Genomic DNA, 16,101 nt, shown 5'->3' on the forward strand with positions numbered 1-16,101 from the left:
GCGGCCGCTACCCGTTGATATCGCTACAGGCCGATGATGCGGACCTGCTGTCCGCACAGCTTGACCATGTCATCGACATCGGAGGTCAGAACCGCCACCGGCGCAGGCAGTCGTAGCGCCACCTCGGCGACCATGGCGTCGAGGGCGTACTTGTGCCCATGCAGCCCGGCCGCCTTCAACAGCGCCGCACCGCGGCGGGCGCTTTCCTTCGTCACCGCCTCCACTCGGGCCTGGGACAGCAGCCAGTTCAGCCGCGCGATGTCCACACCGGAGTGGGGGACCTCGATGATCGTGGCGGCCGACATGGCCAGGTCGGTCCCGTCGCGTTCCGCCTGCTCCAGCAGTCGCATCACCTTGCGGTCCCGGTCGATCCATCCGGAGAAGCCCTGCGAGCCGAGCACCAGCGACTCGAGGTTCACGCCGCGCGCCCGGTCTCCTCGGCCCCATGCAGGAGCGACCGAGCCTCGGCCATCTCCTCGTCAGTGAACGCCCCGGACTCGCCCTGGTAGCGATCCAACTCCGCTCGGAGAAGCCTGCGCCGCTCGGCCCGCTCGGCCAACTCGGTGAGGTAGCCGGAGACGTTGTCGGTGTGCGTCTTCATGCTTTCCAGCAGCTCCACCGGCAGCGTGATGGTGACCTTCTTCGTCCGAGCCATGCCGCGACCATACCATGGTGTTACCGAAGCTCGAGAGCGTCAGACGTTGAAGCGGAACTCCACCACGTCGCCGTCCTTCATGATGTAGTCCTTGCCTTCCATGCGGACCTTGCCCGCCGCCTTGGCCGCGGACATCGAGCCGGCCGCGAGCAGGTCGTCGTAGCTGACGATTTCGGCCTTGATGAAGCCTCGCTGGAAGTCCGAGTGGATGACGCCGGCCGCTTCGGGGGCCGTCGCGCCGGTGGGGATGACCCAGGCGCGGGCTTCCTTGGGGCCGGCCGTCAGGTAGGTCTGGAGGCCGAGGGTCTGGAAGCCGACGCGGATGAGCTGGTTGAGGCCCGGCTCGGTCTGGCCGGTGGATTCGAGGAGCTCCATCGCCTCGTCCTCGGGGAGGTCGATGAGCTCCGACTCGATTTTGGCGTCCATGAAGATGGCCTCGGCCGGAGCGACCAGGGCGCGCAGCTCGTCGAGGAACGCCGCGTTGCCCAGCTCGGCCTCGTCGACGTTGAAGACGTACAGGAACGGCTTCACGGTCAGCAGGTGGAGTTCGGCGAGCTGGTCGAGGTCGATGCCGGCCGCCTTGGCGCCCGCGTACAGGGTGGTGCCGTCGTTGAGGAGCTTGAACGCCGCCTCGGCCGCGGCCACCGCGGGGGCGCGGTCCTTCTTGAGCTTGGCTTCCTTCTGGAGGCGGGGCAGGGCCTTCTCCACCGTCTGCAGGTCGGCCAGGATCAGCTCGGTGTTGATCGTCTCGATGTCGTCGGCCGGGGAGACCTTGCCGTCGACGTGGAGGACGTTCGGGTCGGAGAAGGCGCGGACGACCTGGCAGATGGCCGAGGCGTCGCGGATGTTGGCGAGGAACGCGTTGCCGCGGCCCTGGCCCTTCGACGCGCCCCGGACGAGGCCGGCGATGTCGACGAACGACACCGGCGCGGGCAGGATCTTCTCGCTGCCGAACAGCTCGGCCAGCTTGGTGAGCCGCTCGTCGGGCAGGCCCACGACGCCGACGTTCGGCTCGATCGTCGCGAACGGGTAGTTCGCGGCGAGCACGTCGTTCTTGGTCAGGGCGTTGAAGAGGGTGCTCTTGCCGACGTTGGGCAGGCCGACGATCCCGATGGTAAGGCTCACGACAGGCCAGTCTACGGTGCGGGCCGATGCACGTACGCCGTGAGCCCGAGGTGCCCGAACGCCGCCACCGGATCGTCGTGCGACGGCAGCCCCGCCAGGAACTCGCGCCAGGTGACGAGGTCGGCGTGCCAGGCGGCGAAATACTCGACGCAGTCGTCGGGCTTGATGATCAGGCACCGGCCGCGGGCCGCCTTCAACGCCTGCTCGACCCGGACGCGCAGGTCGCCGGTGACCGGGGATCCCGGTAGCCGGCCGAGGATCTCGTCGATCATCTCGACCCGCGCCCTCAGGACCGCCCGCCAGTGCTCGACGTCGACCGCGCGGGCGGCGCGCTCGTCGTCCCGCAGGGCGAACAGGCCCTCGGCGAGGCAGTCGCCGAACTCCTCGGACCGGGCGCGTTCGGGCAGCATGAACGGGTCGTACTCGCGCTGGGTGACGGTGCCGCAGAGCGCGACCCGTTCGACGGCCGTCCCACCGGCGAGGAAGAACCAGTCCTCGTTGTAGATCGACGGGAAGAACGGCACGTCGAGGCTCGCGCGTACGGCCATCGCCCCGCCCCCGACGAACGTGTCCTGCGGCAGCCCGACCAGCCGGCGGGCGTGACAGACGACCGAGTTGTCGGGGTAGCCGATGTTCTCCAGGGCGGCGACGTGGTGCTGGGCGAGCAGGCCACCGGCCGCCTTGACGGCCTCCGGCCGCAGGTGGGTGATGTCGTCGTCGATGAAGATGAGCCGCTGCCAGCCGGCCATGACCGCGACGGCCAGCCCGAGGTTCCGCTTGACGCTGACGTCGTTGCGGCGCCGGAACCGCGGGAGGGCGGCGTCGGAGCGGAACCGGGGGAGGCGTACCGCCGGGGTCACGTCGACCGCCACGACCTCCGCGGCCAGCGCCTCGGCCTCCTTGCGGACGATGTCGGCGGACGACCACTTGCCGCTGGAGAGCGCGATCACCGGCCGCTCCAGCGACCGGCCGAGGCGCAGGGCGTCACGCATCGTGACGGGATTGCGGATGGTGGGGACGACGATCGCGGCCACGTCGCCGGACGGCACCTCGCCGGGCCGGACCAGCAGGTGCCGGTGGGAGGGCTGGTGCGCGGTCGGCGGCGCGGCGGGCGGCGCGGCCCGGTCAAGGGTGTCGGTCATGAGGCCTTCGACCATTCGTGCAGGACCGTGCCGTCCTGGGTCCAGTCCGGAGTGATCACCTTACCGGCCACGATGGCCACGCGGGCCAGGATGCTGTAGGTGTCGTCCCGGGTCCACCGCTCCTCGAGGTACGCCCGGTTGCGGTCACGGAAGCGCGGATCGGTGAGCACGCGCACCGCCGCGTACGTGCCTCGCCCGTAGTTGCCGTTGCAGATGGTGACCGTCCTCTTGCGGTTGAACGGATTGGGCCCGCGGCAGAACTGCGCCACGTCCTCCACGAGCCGGGCACCGTCGAGCTTCGACCGGAACACCTCGGGTTCCTGCCCGTCTCCGCCGGAGGTACGGAACGAGCCGACGTCCGGATCACCGCCCAGCCGTTCCGCCTGGCTCACCGGCAGATCCAGCGCCGCCATCACCTCGCGCGTCATCGGATTCCAGTCGACGCCGCCGAGCAGCACCAGATGGCTCGTGACGTCGTCCTGGGTGAGGGTGTCGGCGAGTCTGCGGGTCACCGTGACACCGGGATTCGCCGCGTAGACGTGGCCGTAGAGCTCCATGAGCGCGTCGAGGTCACTGTAGGAGTAGAGCTCGACGTAGTCAGGGCTGTCGGGCGACGTGTACGCCTCGCTCGCCCGGGCCTCCGGCGGAAGCCGTGCGCACACGAGCGTTATCGGCGAGCCGTCCTCGAAGTGCCACATTCCCTCCCACGGGCGCCTGGTCTCCAGGTCGTACGGCGACGAGCGGCCCGGCTTGAGCGCCATCAACTCGGCCAGCAGGTCCTCGTAGCGCCCCCGCTCGTCGTCGGTGAGGTCCGGCTCGTCGAGCAGGCGGGGGTGCCCCTCGCTCAACGACCGCGGGGAGGCGAAGAAGCGGGCGTAGGCCTGAAGGCGTTCGTCCGGCGGCACCGCGTTGCCGTTCTCCCAGGAGGAGACGCTCGGCACGCTGACGCCGAGCGCCCCGGCGACCGCCTTCTGCGAGACCGGGGTGCCGTCGAGGCCCTCGGTCCGCAGCCCGCGCAGTCGGGCAGCCATGCCACCAGCCATCGCCTCAGCCCTTCAGTAGCGGTTCAGTTTACGCTCTGAACACACGCCCTGGCCGCCCGTTGCAGAAGCTGGGAAAACCGCGGTTCGGAGCGGGATGAAACTACTTATTCAGCTCAGCAGGGGCTACTGAACGCAGGAGGGTAGCTTGCTTCAGTTGAGGGCTGAAGTTTAGCGTCAGGGCAGAAGGTTGACTGAACTGTGATTTTCAGCAGCCAAGGAGGTCCCTCGATGACCGACTTTCCCGGGCGCCGGCCGAGCCAGCGCGCCCCACCCGCCGCGGATGCGATCAGGGCAGCTTTCCCCCGAACAGCAACACACCCCCGGTGGCCGCCGGAGGTGTGTCTGATCAGCAACCCTTCCGCTTACCGGCAGAAAGAAGTCACCAGTGATTACCCTAGCCGCTGCACCAGTGCTGGAAAAGTCGACCTTTCTCCTGATCGCCTCCCCCCAGGACGACCCGGACGGCACGCTGAGCGTCCTCATCGTCCTCATGGTCGCGGTCACGATGATCATGCTCGGGTTGCTGCGGGCGGCCATCGCGCCCGTGCTGGACGTCGTCAAGGCCGTCCTTCAGGGACTCGTCGCGTTCGGGCTCGCGGCGGCCGTCCTGGTCATGCTCGTCGTCGCCCTCGTGATGTCCGCGTAGTGACCGGACGCCCCGCGCCGGGGCCGGCCCTCCCGGTACGCCGGTCCCGGATCGACGGACGTGCGTCCATTGGGCACCATGGCCGTGTGGGGGGACTCGACGGTCTGCGGATCTCCCCCGCCGTACCGTCCGACCTCGACGCCCTCGGGCGGCTCTTCCCGGAACTCGCCGGGTATTACCGCGATCGGGCGCGGCAGGCCGGGATTCTGCTGGTCGCCCGCGTCGGCAGGCGTCCGCTCGGCGCCGCCTACGTGTCCACCCGGCCCGCCGTCGAGCCGGAGATCGTGCGCCGGCTCGGGCCCGTACCGATGCTGCACAAGCTGATGGTCGACGAGACCGTGCGCGGCCGGCGGGTCGGCACCCGGATCGTGCGCGCGGCCGAGATCGTGCTGCGCCGGCAGGGCCGGCGGCGCGTGGCGGTCGGCGTCGACCTCGGCAACGCCGGCGCCGTGCGGCTGTACCTGCGGCTCGGCTACCGCGAATGGGCGTGGGGACTGCTCGACACGGTCCGCGAGCACGCCGACGAGGCCGGCAAGGTCATCGTCGTGCCGGACGTGTGCCGGGTCTTCGTGAAGAATCTCTAGCCGGCCAGCTCGCGCAGCTGCGCCGCGACCGGCGACCCGGGGCGGAGGGCGTCGGCCAGTGCGCGCAGTTCCGCGGCCGGGAGCTGACCCGTGCCGATCCCGCGCAGGGGGATGGTCACGCTGCGGCCGCTGCCCGGGTCGCGCGCGACGAGCTGCGGCACCTGTTCGATCGAGGCCCTCGTGGTGCCGGCGTACCGGCGCAGGGTGTAGGAGCCGGCCGTGACGTCCGCGGTGGCAAGGTCGATCTTTTTCGTACGCAGAGCGCCCCGCACCGCCACCGTCGTGCCGTCCAGCCAGGCCGCCGTACGCCAGGTGCGCAGCGCGAGGTAGAGGCCGAGCAGGAACACCGGCACGCCGAAGAAGCCGAGCAGCCGCATCGACCCGAAGCCCTCGTCCAGGGCGAGCCGGGCGCTGCCGGACAGGCAGTCGCGGAACTCGGGCGGCAGCATCGACGGCGGGATGCCGGAGATCGCGTCGCGCGACGGGCACGGCTCGCCGCCGTCGAGGGCGCGCTGCAGCCAGCCGTCGAACACGAGCGGCAGCAGCACGAACGCGGCCCCGGCGGCGGCGAACACCAGGCCGAACGCGACCCCGAACGCCTTGGCGGCCCGGGGCGCGCCGATGGAGACCTTCACCGCGGCAGCATAGACAGCCTGACGGTCGTGTCCGAATCCCGCCAGCCGCGGGATCGTACGGAAGGCAGACTCGTCGGCATGGAACTGGACTTCGAGCGGTGCTACCGGGCCGTCGACAGCCGTGACCAGCGCTTCGACGGCTGGTTCTACACGGCCGTACGGACCACCGGCATCTACTGCCGCCCGTCCTGCCCGGCCGTCACGCCGAAACGCGAGAACGTCACGTTCCACCCCAGCGCGGCGGCCGCCCAGCGCGGCGGGTACCGGGCCTGCCGCCGGTGCCGGCCCGACGCGGCCCCCGGCTCCCCCGAGTGGGACGTCCGCGCCGACGTGGTGGGGCGGGCGATGCGGCTCATCGGCGACGGCGTCGTCGACCGGGAGGGCGTACCGGGGCTGGCCGGCCGCCTCGGCTACACCGAGCGGCACCTCCACCGCATGCTCACGGCCGAGCTGGGCGCGGGGCCGCTCGCCCTGGCCCGGGCCCAGCGCGCGCAGACCGCGCGCATCCTCATCGAGACGACCGACCTCGGCCTCGCCGAGATCGCGTTCGCGGCGGGGTTCGGCAGCGTGCGGCAGTTCAACGACACGATCCAGGAGGTGTACGCCCGCTCCCCCAGCGGGCTGCGGGAACGCCGGTCGGCGCGGCACACGGAGGCGGGAACGATCTCGTTGCGGCTCGCGTACCGGGCACCGCTGCACGACGCGGCGCTGCTGGACTTCCTGGGTGCGCGGACGCTGCCGGGAGTCGAGGAACGCGACGGGGACACGTACCGGAGGGGCTTGAACCTGCCGCACGGAAGCGGGACCGTCGCGCTGACGCCGGCCGACCGCTTCGTCTCGGCGACGCTGCGCCTCACCGACGTCCGGGACCTGGCGCCCGCGGTGGCCCGCTGCCGCCGCCTGTTCGACCTCGACGCGGATCCGGTCGCCGTCGACGGCACGCTGGCCGCCGATCCCGCGCTGGCCGCGCGGATCACCACCGAGCCGGGGGTACGCGTGCCCCGTGCGGTGGACGGCTTCGAGATGGCGGTCCGGGCGATCGCCGGGCAGCAGGTCACGGTGTCCGGCGCCCGCACCACCCTGAGCCGCCTGCTCGCCGCGGCCCCGCCGGACCGCCGGCCGGACACCGGGCCGGAGCTGCGCGGGTTCCCGACGGCCGAAGCGGTGGCCGCCCTGCCCGACGAGGCGTTCCGGATGCCGGCCGCCCGGCGCGCCACCATCCGCGCGCTGGCGGAGACCGTCGCGGACGGCAAGCTCGACCTCGAACCCGGCGCCGACCGCGAGGAAGCCGTCGCCCGGCTCCTCGAGCTCCCCGGCATCGGCGCCTGGACCGCCGGCTACGTGGCGATGCGCGCGATCGGCGACCCGGACGTCCTCCTCCCCACCGACGTGGCGGTCCAGCGCGGCGCGAGAGCGCTCGGCCTCCCCCACACCCCCCATGCGCTGGAGACCCACGCCGAACGCTGGCGGCCCTGGCGCTCCTACGCCCTGATGCGACTCTGGAGATCGGCATGATGGAATACACGACCCTCGACACCCCGGCCGGCCCTTTCACGTACGTCGTGAGCGAAGCCGGAGCGGTGCGCGCCTCCGGTTTCACCGCCGAGCTCGGTGAGCTGCTCCCGCTCGTACACCCGAGTCTGAGGGAGGAGACGCGGCCGGCGGCGGCCCCCGGGCCGGTGGGCGACGCGGTCCGTTCCTACCTCGACGGCGACCTGACGGCGATCGACGACGTGGTGATCGACCAGCACACCGGCGGACCGTTCATGGCCCACGCCTGGCGGGTCATGCGCGACATCAAGCCGGGCCTGCCGGTGACCTACACGGGCTTCGCGGGGCTGGCCGGCCGCCCGGCCGCGATCCGCGCGGCGGCGGCGGCCTGCGCCCGCAACGCGGCGGCGCTGTTCGTGCCGTGCCACCGGGTGCTGGGCACGGACGGGACGTTGCGCGGCTACCGCTGGGGCCTCGACGTCAAGACGTGGCTGCTGGCCCACGAGCGGCACGACGGTCGGTGACGCCCGCGGGCGGCATTTCATCCTCGCGGTGTCACGTAACCGACGTGTGCGACGTGACCAGCCGGAACGCTGCTTGACTCCGGTGCCGATTGCCGGGTTGCCGAGGAGCGAGAGTGGACGTCATCAGCGTGCAGGACGGGCCTGCCACCGGAAGCGGGCGGCGGATCCTCGTCTACGTCGCGATCGCCCTGCTGGTCGTCGCCGTGGCGGCCGGCGGGTACGCGCTGCTGCACCGGGACGACCGCAGCCCGGTTACGGCCGCACCCTGCCCGGGGCTGGAAACGCCGTCCGGTTCGGGCTTCGCGCTGGCGAGGGCCGACACCGCGGCCGGGCCGGAGTGCGTCGGCTGGATCGTCGAACGGGACCATCCCTTCGGTTCCGGGGACGCGGCCGTGAACGCCGTCATCTCCCGGATCGTCGCGGAGAACGTCCGGGTACGCGACCAGGCGGACGTCCCGTACGTGCGCATCGCGGTCCTGATGCCGATGACCTCGGCGCCCGGCGGCGCGATGTCGGACGCCGAGATCCTGCACTCGTTGCAGGGCGCGTACGCGGCGCAGCGCCAGGCGAACGCCGGTAAGGCGTCCGAACTGGGCGATCCCACGCCGCTGTTCCAGCTGGTGCTGACGAACGAGGGCACCGACCAGAGCGCCTGGGCGACGGTGGTCGACGCGCTGGGCGGGCTCAAGGAGGGCGCCCATCCGCTCGTCGCGGTCACCGGCCTGAGCATCAGCGTGCCGCAGACCCGGCTGGCCGGGGAGCGGCTCAGCGAGCTGCGGATCCCGGCCATCGGCGCGGTCATCACCGCGGACGACATGGTCGCGCCGTGGCTCTTCAAGATCTCCCCGCCGAACCAGCAGTACACGGCCGCCCTGAGCGCCTACCTGAGCCGGCGCCCGGAGATCCGCGGCGGCTACCTCGTCTGGGACCGCAACCCCGACAACTACGTGCAGAAGCTCAGGACGAACTTCATCGCGACGTTCGGCGCCGAGTTCCACCTCGGCGACCACAACCACGCCTTCAACGGCAGCAAGCCGCCGGTGCCCGGTACGCCGCGGCTGTTCTCGGACATCGTGCGGAACATCTGCGCGGTCGACCCCGAGCTCGTCTTCTACAGCGGGCGCGACCGCGACCTGCCCGCGTTCGTCGACGCCCTCGGCACGAGGGGCCAGTGCCAGAAGCGGGTACGGCCGATCCTGATCGCCACCGGGGCGACGGGCCTCACCATCGCCCGGGACCGGCTCGACGACGCCCGCGTCGGCGTGCTGGACGCCTCGTCGACCGACCCGGTGAGCTGGGGCGCGGGCGGCCCCGGGACCCCGGCGCACTACGCCGCCTTCGCGCGCCTGTTCACCTCCCCGGAGCCGGCCGGTCTCGGCTTCACCGATGCGGATCTCGGCAGCGGCTACGCGATCATGCACCGGGACGCGGTGGTGGCCGCCGTGTGGGCCGCCCGGCGGGACGCGGCGGCCAAGGCGCACCGGAACGCCACCCGGGGCGGCGAACCCGCGGTGGCGGAGACGCCGACCGCCGAGGACGTGCGCAACGCGCTCTTCGGCTCGAGCACCGACCGGATCCCCGCGGCGTCCGGGGCGTTGTACTTCCAGGAGCAGCCGGGCAACGACCTGTGGCCGGTGGGCAAGCCCGTACCGGTGATCCGGATCGGCGCGGCGACGAAGGGCTGGCCGGCCGGAACCCCGTGGACCACCCCGCTTCTCCCCAACGGCTCGTGAGGACACCGCTGATGGACGACACCCTGCTCACCATCTCGGCCGGCGCCGACGGGCCCGCGCTGGCCTCGTTCTGTTCCTGGCTGCAACGCACGCCCGAGGTGGCCCGGCACGGCCGGATCCGGGCGATGCCGGCTCGCGACGGCGTCACGATGAACGCGGTGGCCACCATCGGCGTCGTGATCAGCAGCGCGACCGGCATCGCCAACGTGCTCATCGCGTACGGGAACTGGCGCCGCACCCGCCCCAAGGCCCCGGCCGTGACCGTGACGCTGGGGTCCGTGACCGTGACCGTCGAGGACCCCGAGGCGCTGGAGAAGCTGACCAGGGCGTTGTCCGGCGGACATGCTGCCTGACGGAACCAGGTCCCGCGTGGTCATCGTGGGCTCGTCGCGCTACCGGCACCTCGACCCGCTGCCCACGGTGGCGGCCAACGTCGGCGAGATGGGAAAGCTCTTCACCGACGAGCTGTTCTGGGGCCTGCCGGAGGAGAACTGCGTACGCCTGCTCGACCCGGACCGCCCGGCCGCCGTCCTCGACGCGCTGGCCAGGGCCGCCGAGGAGGCGTCGGACGCGCTGGTGTTCTACTTCGCGGGCCACGGGGTGCTGCGCCCGGACGCCTACGACCTCTACCTGGCGCTGGAGGAGGGCGCGCTGGAGCGGTGGTGGCACGCGGTGCGCTACGACGACATCCGCCGCATCATGACGGACCAGGCGAAGGCGACGGCGAAGGTCGTGCTGCTCGACTGCTGCTTCGCGGGCATGGCGATGATGCCGGGCATGGGCGCGGGCGCCGAGATCGGTGACCGGGTACGCATCGAGGGCACGTACCTGATGACCGCGGTGGCGGAGACGGCCGTGGCGCTCGCCCCGCGCACCGAGCCGCTCACCGCCTTCACCGGCGCGTTCGTGCAGGTCGTCCGCGAGGGGGTGCCCGACGGGCCGGACGTGCTGGACTTCCACACGCTCTACCTGCGTACCAAGAGCGCGCTGGAGGCGGTGGGGCGTCCGACCCCGCAGCAGCGCGCCGGCAAGGAGGGCGGCCGGATCGCGCTGGTCCGCAACGTCGCCCTGCACGAGAGCAGCCGTGCCGCGGTCCGCGAGCAGGCCTCGCTCACCGAGCAGGAACGACGCTCGCTGCACCTGCCGCCGGCCCGGCTGCGGGACCTGCTCGCGGAGCTGAGCGTGCGGGACGACGACGCCGCCGAGCGCCTGCTGCGGGCGGTCGGCTCGATGCGGACCGAGCAGGGCGTGGCGGCCGTCGTCCACGAGGTCGCCAAGGCGGGCGGCGCCGGGCAGGCCGGGGCCGTACTGGCGGGCGCGGCCCGGCGGCGGCCCGCCTCCCTGCTCGCGCTGATCGAGGCTCTCCGCGAGACCGGGCAGGACGAGCAGGTGACCCGGCTGCTGGCGGCCTGCGCGGAACAGCCGGCGGACCGGGTCACCGCCCTGGCCGCGCAGTTGCTCGAGGCGGACGACTCCGACGCGCTGGACGTGCTCCTCGACGCGGCCATCGGGGCCCGGCCGGACCGGCCCAGGATCTCGCTGCTCGTGGCGCTGCTGGCGGCCGGGCTGCACGACCGGGTGGGAGCGGTCCTCGCCGGGCTCGGCTCACGGTTGCCCGCGGCGCAGACGGTGGAGATCGCCGACGCGCTCCGGGACGCGGGTCAGGAACAGGCCGCCTTCTCGCTCTACGAGGCAGTGGCCGGGCTGGTCGCCGTGCGTCCGCTCGGCGTGGCGGCGCAGCTGGCCGCGGCGATGCACCGGGCCGGGCGCGAGCGTCAGGCGAGCGACCTCGTCGAGCTGATGGCGGCCGGGCACCACACCCGGCGGGAGCGGGTGGGCCTGCTCGACGCCCTGTGGACCGCGGGGGCGCCGGCCGGCACCGCCGAGCGCCTGGACCACCTCGACGACCGGGACCTGCTGGACGCGACCCTGCACCTCTACACCCTGTCGCACCAGGCGGCGGTACGCCGGTTGATGCTGGCCACCCTCGGACGGCGGCCACCGGGCAGCACCGTCCGTACGGTCATCGCCCTGCACGACGCCGGCCTGCCGATGGAGGCGCGCAGCCTGCTCGAACACGCGGCGGCCCGCCCACCGGCGGACGTGGTCGCGGTCGTGACGGGATTCGCCGGCACCGGCAACGACTCGTACGCCCGCCTCGTGCTCGAGCGGAGCCTGTCCGCGGACGTCCTGGCGGCACTCCCGGCCGAGCTGCGCCGCTACGCCCGGCCCGCGCTCGCCCAGCTCCCGGCCGACCAGATCGTGGCGCTGGCCGCCGCTCTGCCGGCCGAGGCGATGCTCTGGGTTCTCGGCGCACTGCCGTCCGGCGTGGACCCTGGGGTGCTGCGCGTACCGGCCATCGCGCTCGGCCTGCGAGCCCTCCCCGAAGCCGCCGTACGGCCCCTGTACGGGTCGCTGCCGGTTCCGCCCTCGCTGGTCGACGCCGCCTTCTCCGGCGCGTACGGTGAACCCGCCGCCTGCGTCGAGAGCCTGCTCCGCCTGGCCGAACCGGCATCCGAGCAGCGGGTGTACGAGGCCCTCGCCGGCCGCCCGGCCCCGGACGTCGCGCGGATCCTGGAGGTGGCGCCGCGGTTGATGCCGGCGATCGCGGTCCTCGGCACCGCCGCCACCCAGCTGGAACTGCTGATCCTCCTCGAGACGGCCGGTCGCCGGCCCGACGCCGACCGCCTGTGCGCGGCGCTTCGCGCGCACCTGCCCCTCGCAGATCTCTGCGCACTGGCCGCGGCGCTCGGTGATGCGACCCTGCGGCCACGGGCCAACGCGCTGCTGGGGCTGCCCCCGGAGGCCGCCGCCGAACCCGCCGACCTCATCGTCACCGGGCTGCTCCAGGACGTCACGGGCGAGCCGGCGAGGTGGACCGCCACGCAGGTCCGCGACCGGGCCCGCCTCGACCCGCGGACCCCGGTGCGGCACGTGGTGACCGGCACCGGCCTCGGCCGCGGCACCGTCGTCGTGTTCACCGACACCACGCTGACCTGCCGGCTGCGCCGGGGACAGCTCGTCACCATCGCGTACCGGCGGTTCGGCGCGGTGACGGTCCTGCGCGACCACCGCTCCACCATCCAGCTCCGGGCCGGCGGCCGGCTGCAGAGCATCGAGATCCGCAACGCCGCCCTGTACGCCCTCCTGGTGCGGATCCAGGAGGCGGTCGCCTCTTTCGACGCGTTACGTGCCCGGCTCCGCCCTCCGGGTGGAATCGATGCTGCCCGCGCGTGACCGGGGCCGTAGCATCGCGGCATGACTGATACGGGAAAGACCGCGCGCGCCGGTCTGCCCGAGCGACCGTCCCTGGACGGGCTCGAGGAGAAGTGGGCGCGCCGCTGGCAGGAGGAGGGCACGTATGCGTTCGACCGCTCGAAGGAGCGGGCCGACGTATACGCGATCGACACGCCTCCGCCGACCGTATCGGGCGAGCTGCACATGGGGCACGTGTTCTCGTACACGCACACCGACACGGTCGCCCGGTTCCAGCGGATGCGGGGCAAGACCGTTTTCTACCCGATGGGATGGGACGACAACGGGCTGCCGACCGAGCGCCGGGTCCAGAACGTCTACGGCGTCTACTGCGATCCCTCGCTGCCGTACGACCCGCAGTGGCAGCCGCCCGCGAAGCCGCCGAAGCCGGCCGCCGCGGTGTCGCGGCGCAACTTCGTCGAGTTGTGCAACCGGCTGACCGTCGAGGACGAGAAGGTGTTCGAGGCGCTGTGGCGGCGGCTCGGGCTGTCCGTCGACTGGGGGCTGACATACACGACGATCGGGCCGAAGTCGCAGGCGGTGTCGCAGCGGGCGTTCCTCGACAACCTCGCGCGCGGGGAGGCGTACACGTCGGAGGCGCCGACGCTGTGGGACGTCGGGTTCCGCACGGCGGTCGCGCAGGCCGAGATCGAGGACCGGGAACGGCCCGGGGCGTACCACCGGCTGCGGTTCCACGGCCCGGACGGGCCGGTCGAGGTCGACACCACCCGGCCGGAGCTGCTGCCGGCCTGCGTCGCGCTGGTCTGCCACCCGGAACACCCGCTGGTGGGCACGGCCGTCCGCACGCCGTTCTTCGACGTCGAGGTTCCCGTGTACGGCCACCCGCTCGCCGACCCCGACAAGGGCACCGGCGTCGCGATGGTCTGCACCTTCGGCGACCTCACCGACGTCATCTGGTGGCGGGATCTGCAGCTGGACACCCGGGTGGTGCTGGGCCGCGACGGCCGGTTCCTGCCGGACCGCCCGGCCGGCGTGCCCGAGGCGGCGTACGCCCAGTTCGCCGGCCTGACCGCCAACGCCGCCCGGCGCGAGATCGTCCGCATCCTCACCGAGACCGGCGACCTGCTGGGCGAGCCGCGGCCGATCACGCACCCGGTCAAGTTCTACGAGCGGGGCGACTCGCCGCTGGAGATCGTCACCAGCCGGCAGTGGTTCATCCGCAACGGCGGCCGCGACGCGGACCTGCGGGAGAAGCTGCTCGACCGGGGCCGGGAGCTGCGCTGGATCCCGGAGCACATGCGGCACCGCTACGAGCACTGGGTCGGCGGCCTCACCGGCGACTGGCTGATCAGCCGCCAGCGGTTCTTCGGCGTGCCCATCCCGGTGTGGTACCGGCTCGACGACGCTGGCGAGCCGGACCACGGCCAGCTTCTCATACCGGACGTTTCGGCGCTGCCGGTCGACCCTTCCTCGGAGTGTCCGCCCGGCTTCGACGAATCCCAGCGCGACGTCCCGGGCGGTTTCACGGCCGACCCGGACGTCATGGACACCTGGGCCACCTCGTCGCTGACCCCGCAGATCGTCGGCGGCTGGGGCACCGACGAGGACCTGTTCTCGAAGGTGTTCCCGATGGACCTGCGCCCCCAGGGCCAGGAGATCATCCGGACCTGGCTGTTCTACTCGGTCGTCCGCTCGGACGCCGAACACGGCACGCTGCCCTGGCACACGACGGTGCAGTCCGGCTGGATCCTCGACCCGGACCGCAAGAAGATGTCGAAATCCAAGGGCAACGTCGTCACCCCGATGGACCTGCTCGAGCAGAGCGGCTCCGACGCCGTCCGCTACTGGGCCGCGAACGGCCGGCCCGGCGCCGACCTCGCGTTCGACCCGGCGCAGATCAAGGTGGGCCGGCGGCTGGCGACGAAGCTGCTCAACGCTTCGCGTTTCGCCCTCGGCCTGGGCGCCGCGGACGCCCTGCGGCAACCGGTCACGGCGGACCTCGACCGGGCCGCACTGACCCGGCTCGCCGAGGTGGTGGAGCAGGCCACGACCGCCTTCGACGGGTACGACCACACGACCGCGCTCGCCGCCACCGAGGCGTACTTCTGGACGTTCTGCGACGACTACATCGAGCTCGTCAAGGACCGGGCGTACGCGCAGGGCCCTGCCGGCGACTCGGCGCGGGCGGCCCTCGCGGCCGGGTTGTCGGTGCTGCTGCGGTTGTTCGCGCCGTTCCTGCCGTACGCGACCGAGGAGATCTGGTCGTGGTGGCGCTACGGCTCGGTGCACCGCGCGACCTGGCCGACGAAGTACGAGCTGCTGCGCGTCGCCCCCGGCGGCGACGCCGACCTGCTCGACCTGGCGGGGGCGGCCCTGCGGCAGGTCCGGCGCGCCAAGTCGGACCGGAAGCTGTCGATGAAGGCGGAGGTCCCGCTCGCCGAGGCGCTCGGCCCGGCCGCACTGCTGGAACGGCTCGCGCTGGTGGAGGACGACGTGAAGGCGGCGGGCCGGATCGGCAAGCTCGACATGCTGCCGGACCGGACGCCCGAGCTGGTCATCGCCTGCGCGTTCTGAGCATCCCCCCGGTCCGGGACTTCCCCCACCCGGACCGGGGACCGCTCCGGGACGCCGGGACTTCCCCAACCCGGACCCGGGGACCGCTCCGAGACGGCAGCATGGACGGTATGTCGATCCCGCCCGAGGAGGTCGAGCCGCCCGCCGCCGACGCCGTCCTGTTCCGCTCGTCCCCGGGCCGGACGTTCGCGGCCCTGTTCGCGGTGCTACTGGTCGCGTACGTGGCCGTCTCGCCGCTGGTCGCGCTCCTGCTCGGCGCCCCGCACGACCCCTGGTGGTCGACCGCGGCCCAGGGCGCGGTGATCGCCACCCTCACGGCGGGCGGCTACGCCCTGTCGTCCCGCTCCGCCCTGCGCACCTGGGTACGGTCATCCTCAGGCGGCCTCGAGGTCGCCGCCGAGGGCAGCGACCCGGTCCTCCTCGCCTGGCCCGACATCGAACACGTGGCGGTACGCCGCAGCGGCCTGCGCATGCTCCTCGACGTCACCCCGGTCGACCTCGACCGCGTCCACCCGGTCTCCCAGGGCGACGAGGGCTGGCCGGCCCTGCACGACGAGGAGAACGGCGCCCCGGCCTTCACCGCCGACCTCACCCAGGTCTGGCCCGGCCCCCGCGCCCTCCGCCGCGAACTGGACCGCCACCTCCGCTGAGCCGCGGCCCGGAGCTCCCGCTCACCGCGTCAGCGAAACCTTGTCGAGCGCCGTCGTCATCGGTGGCGCGGTTCGGCGGCACC

Annotated in this window: 15 protein-coding genes; 9 read left to right on the forward strand and 6 right to left on the reverse strand. The window is 72.7% G+C overall.

Features of this window, described 5'->3' with window-relative positions; all coding sequences use genetic code 11:
- Nucleotides 1-23 precede the first annotated feature (23 nt).
- Genes CLV70_RS18290 through CLV70_RS18310 form a run of 5 tightly spaced genes read right to left on the reverse strand, consistent with a single transcriptional unit; the run spans nt 24 to nt 3,953 of the window.
- Nucleotides 24-419: a PIN domain-containing protein gene (locus tag CLV70_RS18290; RefSeq protein ID WP_106127741.1), complete on the reverse strand. Its 396-nt coding sequence runs from the start codon at nt 417-419 to the stop codon at nt 24-26.
- Nucleotides 416-655, reverse strand: a complete 240-nt coding sequence (locus CLV70_RS18295; RefSeq protein WP_106127742.1) for a hypothetical protein — start codon at nt 653-655, stop codon at nt 416-418. Before CLV70_RS18295 ends, CLV70_RS18290 begins: the two co-directional genes overlap by 4 nt.
- 39 nt (nt 656-694) lie before the next feature.
- Entirely contained in the window at nt 695-1,780 is a 1,086-nt protein-coding gene (gene ychF / locus CLV70_RS18300) for a redox-regulated ATPase YchF (protein WP_106127743.1), read from the reverse strand.
- Nucleotides 1,781-1,791: 11 nt separating this feature from the next.
- Nucleotides 1,792-2,922: a hypothetical protein gene (locus CLV70_RS18305; RefSeq protein WP_106127744.1), complete on the reverse strand. Its 1,131-nt coding sequence runs from the start codon at nt 2,920-2,922 to the stop codon at nt 1,792-1,794.
- Entirely contained in the window at nt 2,919-3,953 is a 1,035-nt protein-coding gene (locus CLV70_RS18310; RefSeq protein WP_158277778.1) for a helix-turn-helix domain-containing protein, read from the reverse strand. The genes CLV70_RS18305 and CLV70_RS18310 overlap by 4 nt, the downstream gene beginning before the upstream one ends.
- Before the next feature lie 421 nt (nt 3,954-4,374).
- Between CLV70_RS18310 and CLV70_RS39710 the strand changes: the two genes are divergently transcribed.
- The gene (locus CLV70_RS39710) at nt 4,375-4,611 is read left to right on the forward strand and encodes a hypothetical protein (protein WP_158277779.1); all 237 of its coding nucleotides are present in this window, start codon (nt 4,375-4,377) and stop codon (nt 4,609-4,611) included.
- 86 nt (nt 4,612-4,697) lie between these two features.
- Nucleotides 4,698-5,195 carry a GNAT family N-acetyltransferase gene (locus CLV70_RS39715; RefSeq protein ID WP_158277780.1) on the forward strand — a complete coding sequence of 166 codons (498 nt, stop codon included), beginning with the start codon at nt 4,698-4,700 and terminating at the stop codon, nt 5,193-5,195.
- Here the strand turns inward: CLV70_RS39715 and CLV70_RS18320 are convergent.
- On the reverse strand, nt 5,192-5,830 hold the full coding sequence (locus CLV70_RS18320) for a hypothetical protein (RefSeq protein ID WP_106127747.1): 639 nt from the start codon (nt 5,828-5,830) through the stop codon (nt 5,192-5,194). The genes CLV70_RS39715 and CLV70_RS18320 overlap by 4 nt on opposite strands.
- Nucleotides 5,831-5,908: 78 nt before the next feature.
- On the opposite strand from CLV70_RS18320, the gene CLV70_RS18325 reads away from it, so the two are divergent.
- From CLV70_RS18325 to CLV70_RS18355, 7 genes are all read left to right on the forward strand, one after another.
- Nucleotides 5,909-7,345, forward strand: a complete 1,437-nt coding sequence (locus CLV70_RS18325; RefSeq protein WP_106127748.1) for an AlkA N-terminal domain-containing protein — start codon at nt 5,909-5,911, stop codon at nt 7,343-7,345.
- The gene (locus CLV70_RS18330; RefSeq protein ID WP_106127749.1) at nt 7,342-7,845 is read left to right on the forward strand and encodes a methylated-DNA--[protein]-cysteine S-methyltransferase; all 504 of its coding nucleotides are present in this window, start codon (nt 7,342-7,344) and stop codon (nt 7,843-7,845) included. Before CLV70_RS18325 ends, CLV70_RS18330 begins: the two co-directional genes overlap by 4 nt.
- A gap of 113 nt (nt 7,846-7,958) precedes the next feature.
- Nucleotides 7,959-9,578, forward strand: coding sequence for an ABC transporter substrate-binding protein (locus CLV70_RS18335; RefSeq protein WP_106127750.1), 1,620 nt, complete (start codon nt 7,959-7,961; stop codon nt 9,576-9,578).
- 11 nt (nt 9,579-9,589) lie between these two features.
- The gene (locus CLV70_RS18340) at nt 9,590-9,931 is read left to right on the forward strand and encodes an effector-associated constant component EACC1 (protein ID WP_106127751.1); all 342 of its coding nucleotides are present in this window, start codon (nt 9,590-9,592) and stop codon (nt 9,929-9,931) included.
- Entirely contained in the window at nt 9,921-12,815 is a 2,895-nt protein-coding gene (locus tag CLV70_RS18345; protein ID WP_106127752.1) for a caspase, EACC1-associated type, read from the forward strand. Before CLV70_RS18340 ends, CLV70_RS18345 begins: the two co-directional genes overlap by 11 nt.
- Nucleotides 12,816-12,836: 21 nt before the next feature.
- Nucleotides 12,837-15,368: a valine--tRNA ligase gene (gene valS, locus CLV70_RS18350; RefSeq protein WP_106127753.1), complete on the forward strand. Its 2,532-nt coding sequence runs from the start codon at nt 12,837-12,839 to the stop codon at nt 15,366-15,368.
- Nucleotides 15,369-15,478: 110 nt separating this feature from the next.
- Entirely contained in the window at nt 15,479-16,018 is a 540-nt protein-coding gene (locus CLV70_RS18355) for a hypothetical protein (RefSeq protein ID WP_106127754.1), read from the forward strand.
- Nucleotides 16,019-16,101 lie beyond the last annotated feature (83 nt).

This window comes from Pseudosporangium ferrugineum (assembly GCF_003002065.1).
Lineage (GTDB): Bacteria > Actinomycetota > Actinomycetes > Mycobacteriales > Micromonosporaceae > Actinoplanes > Actinoplanes ferrugineus_A.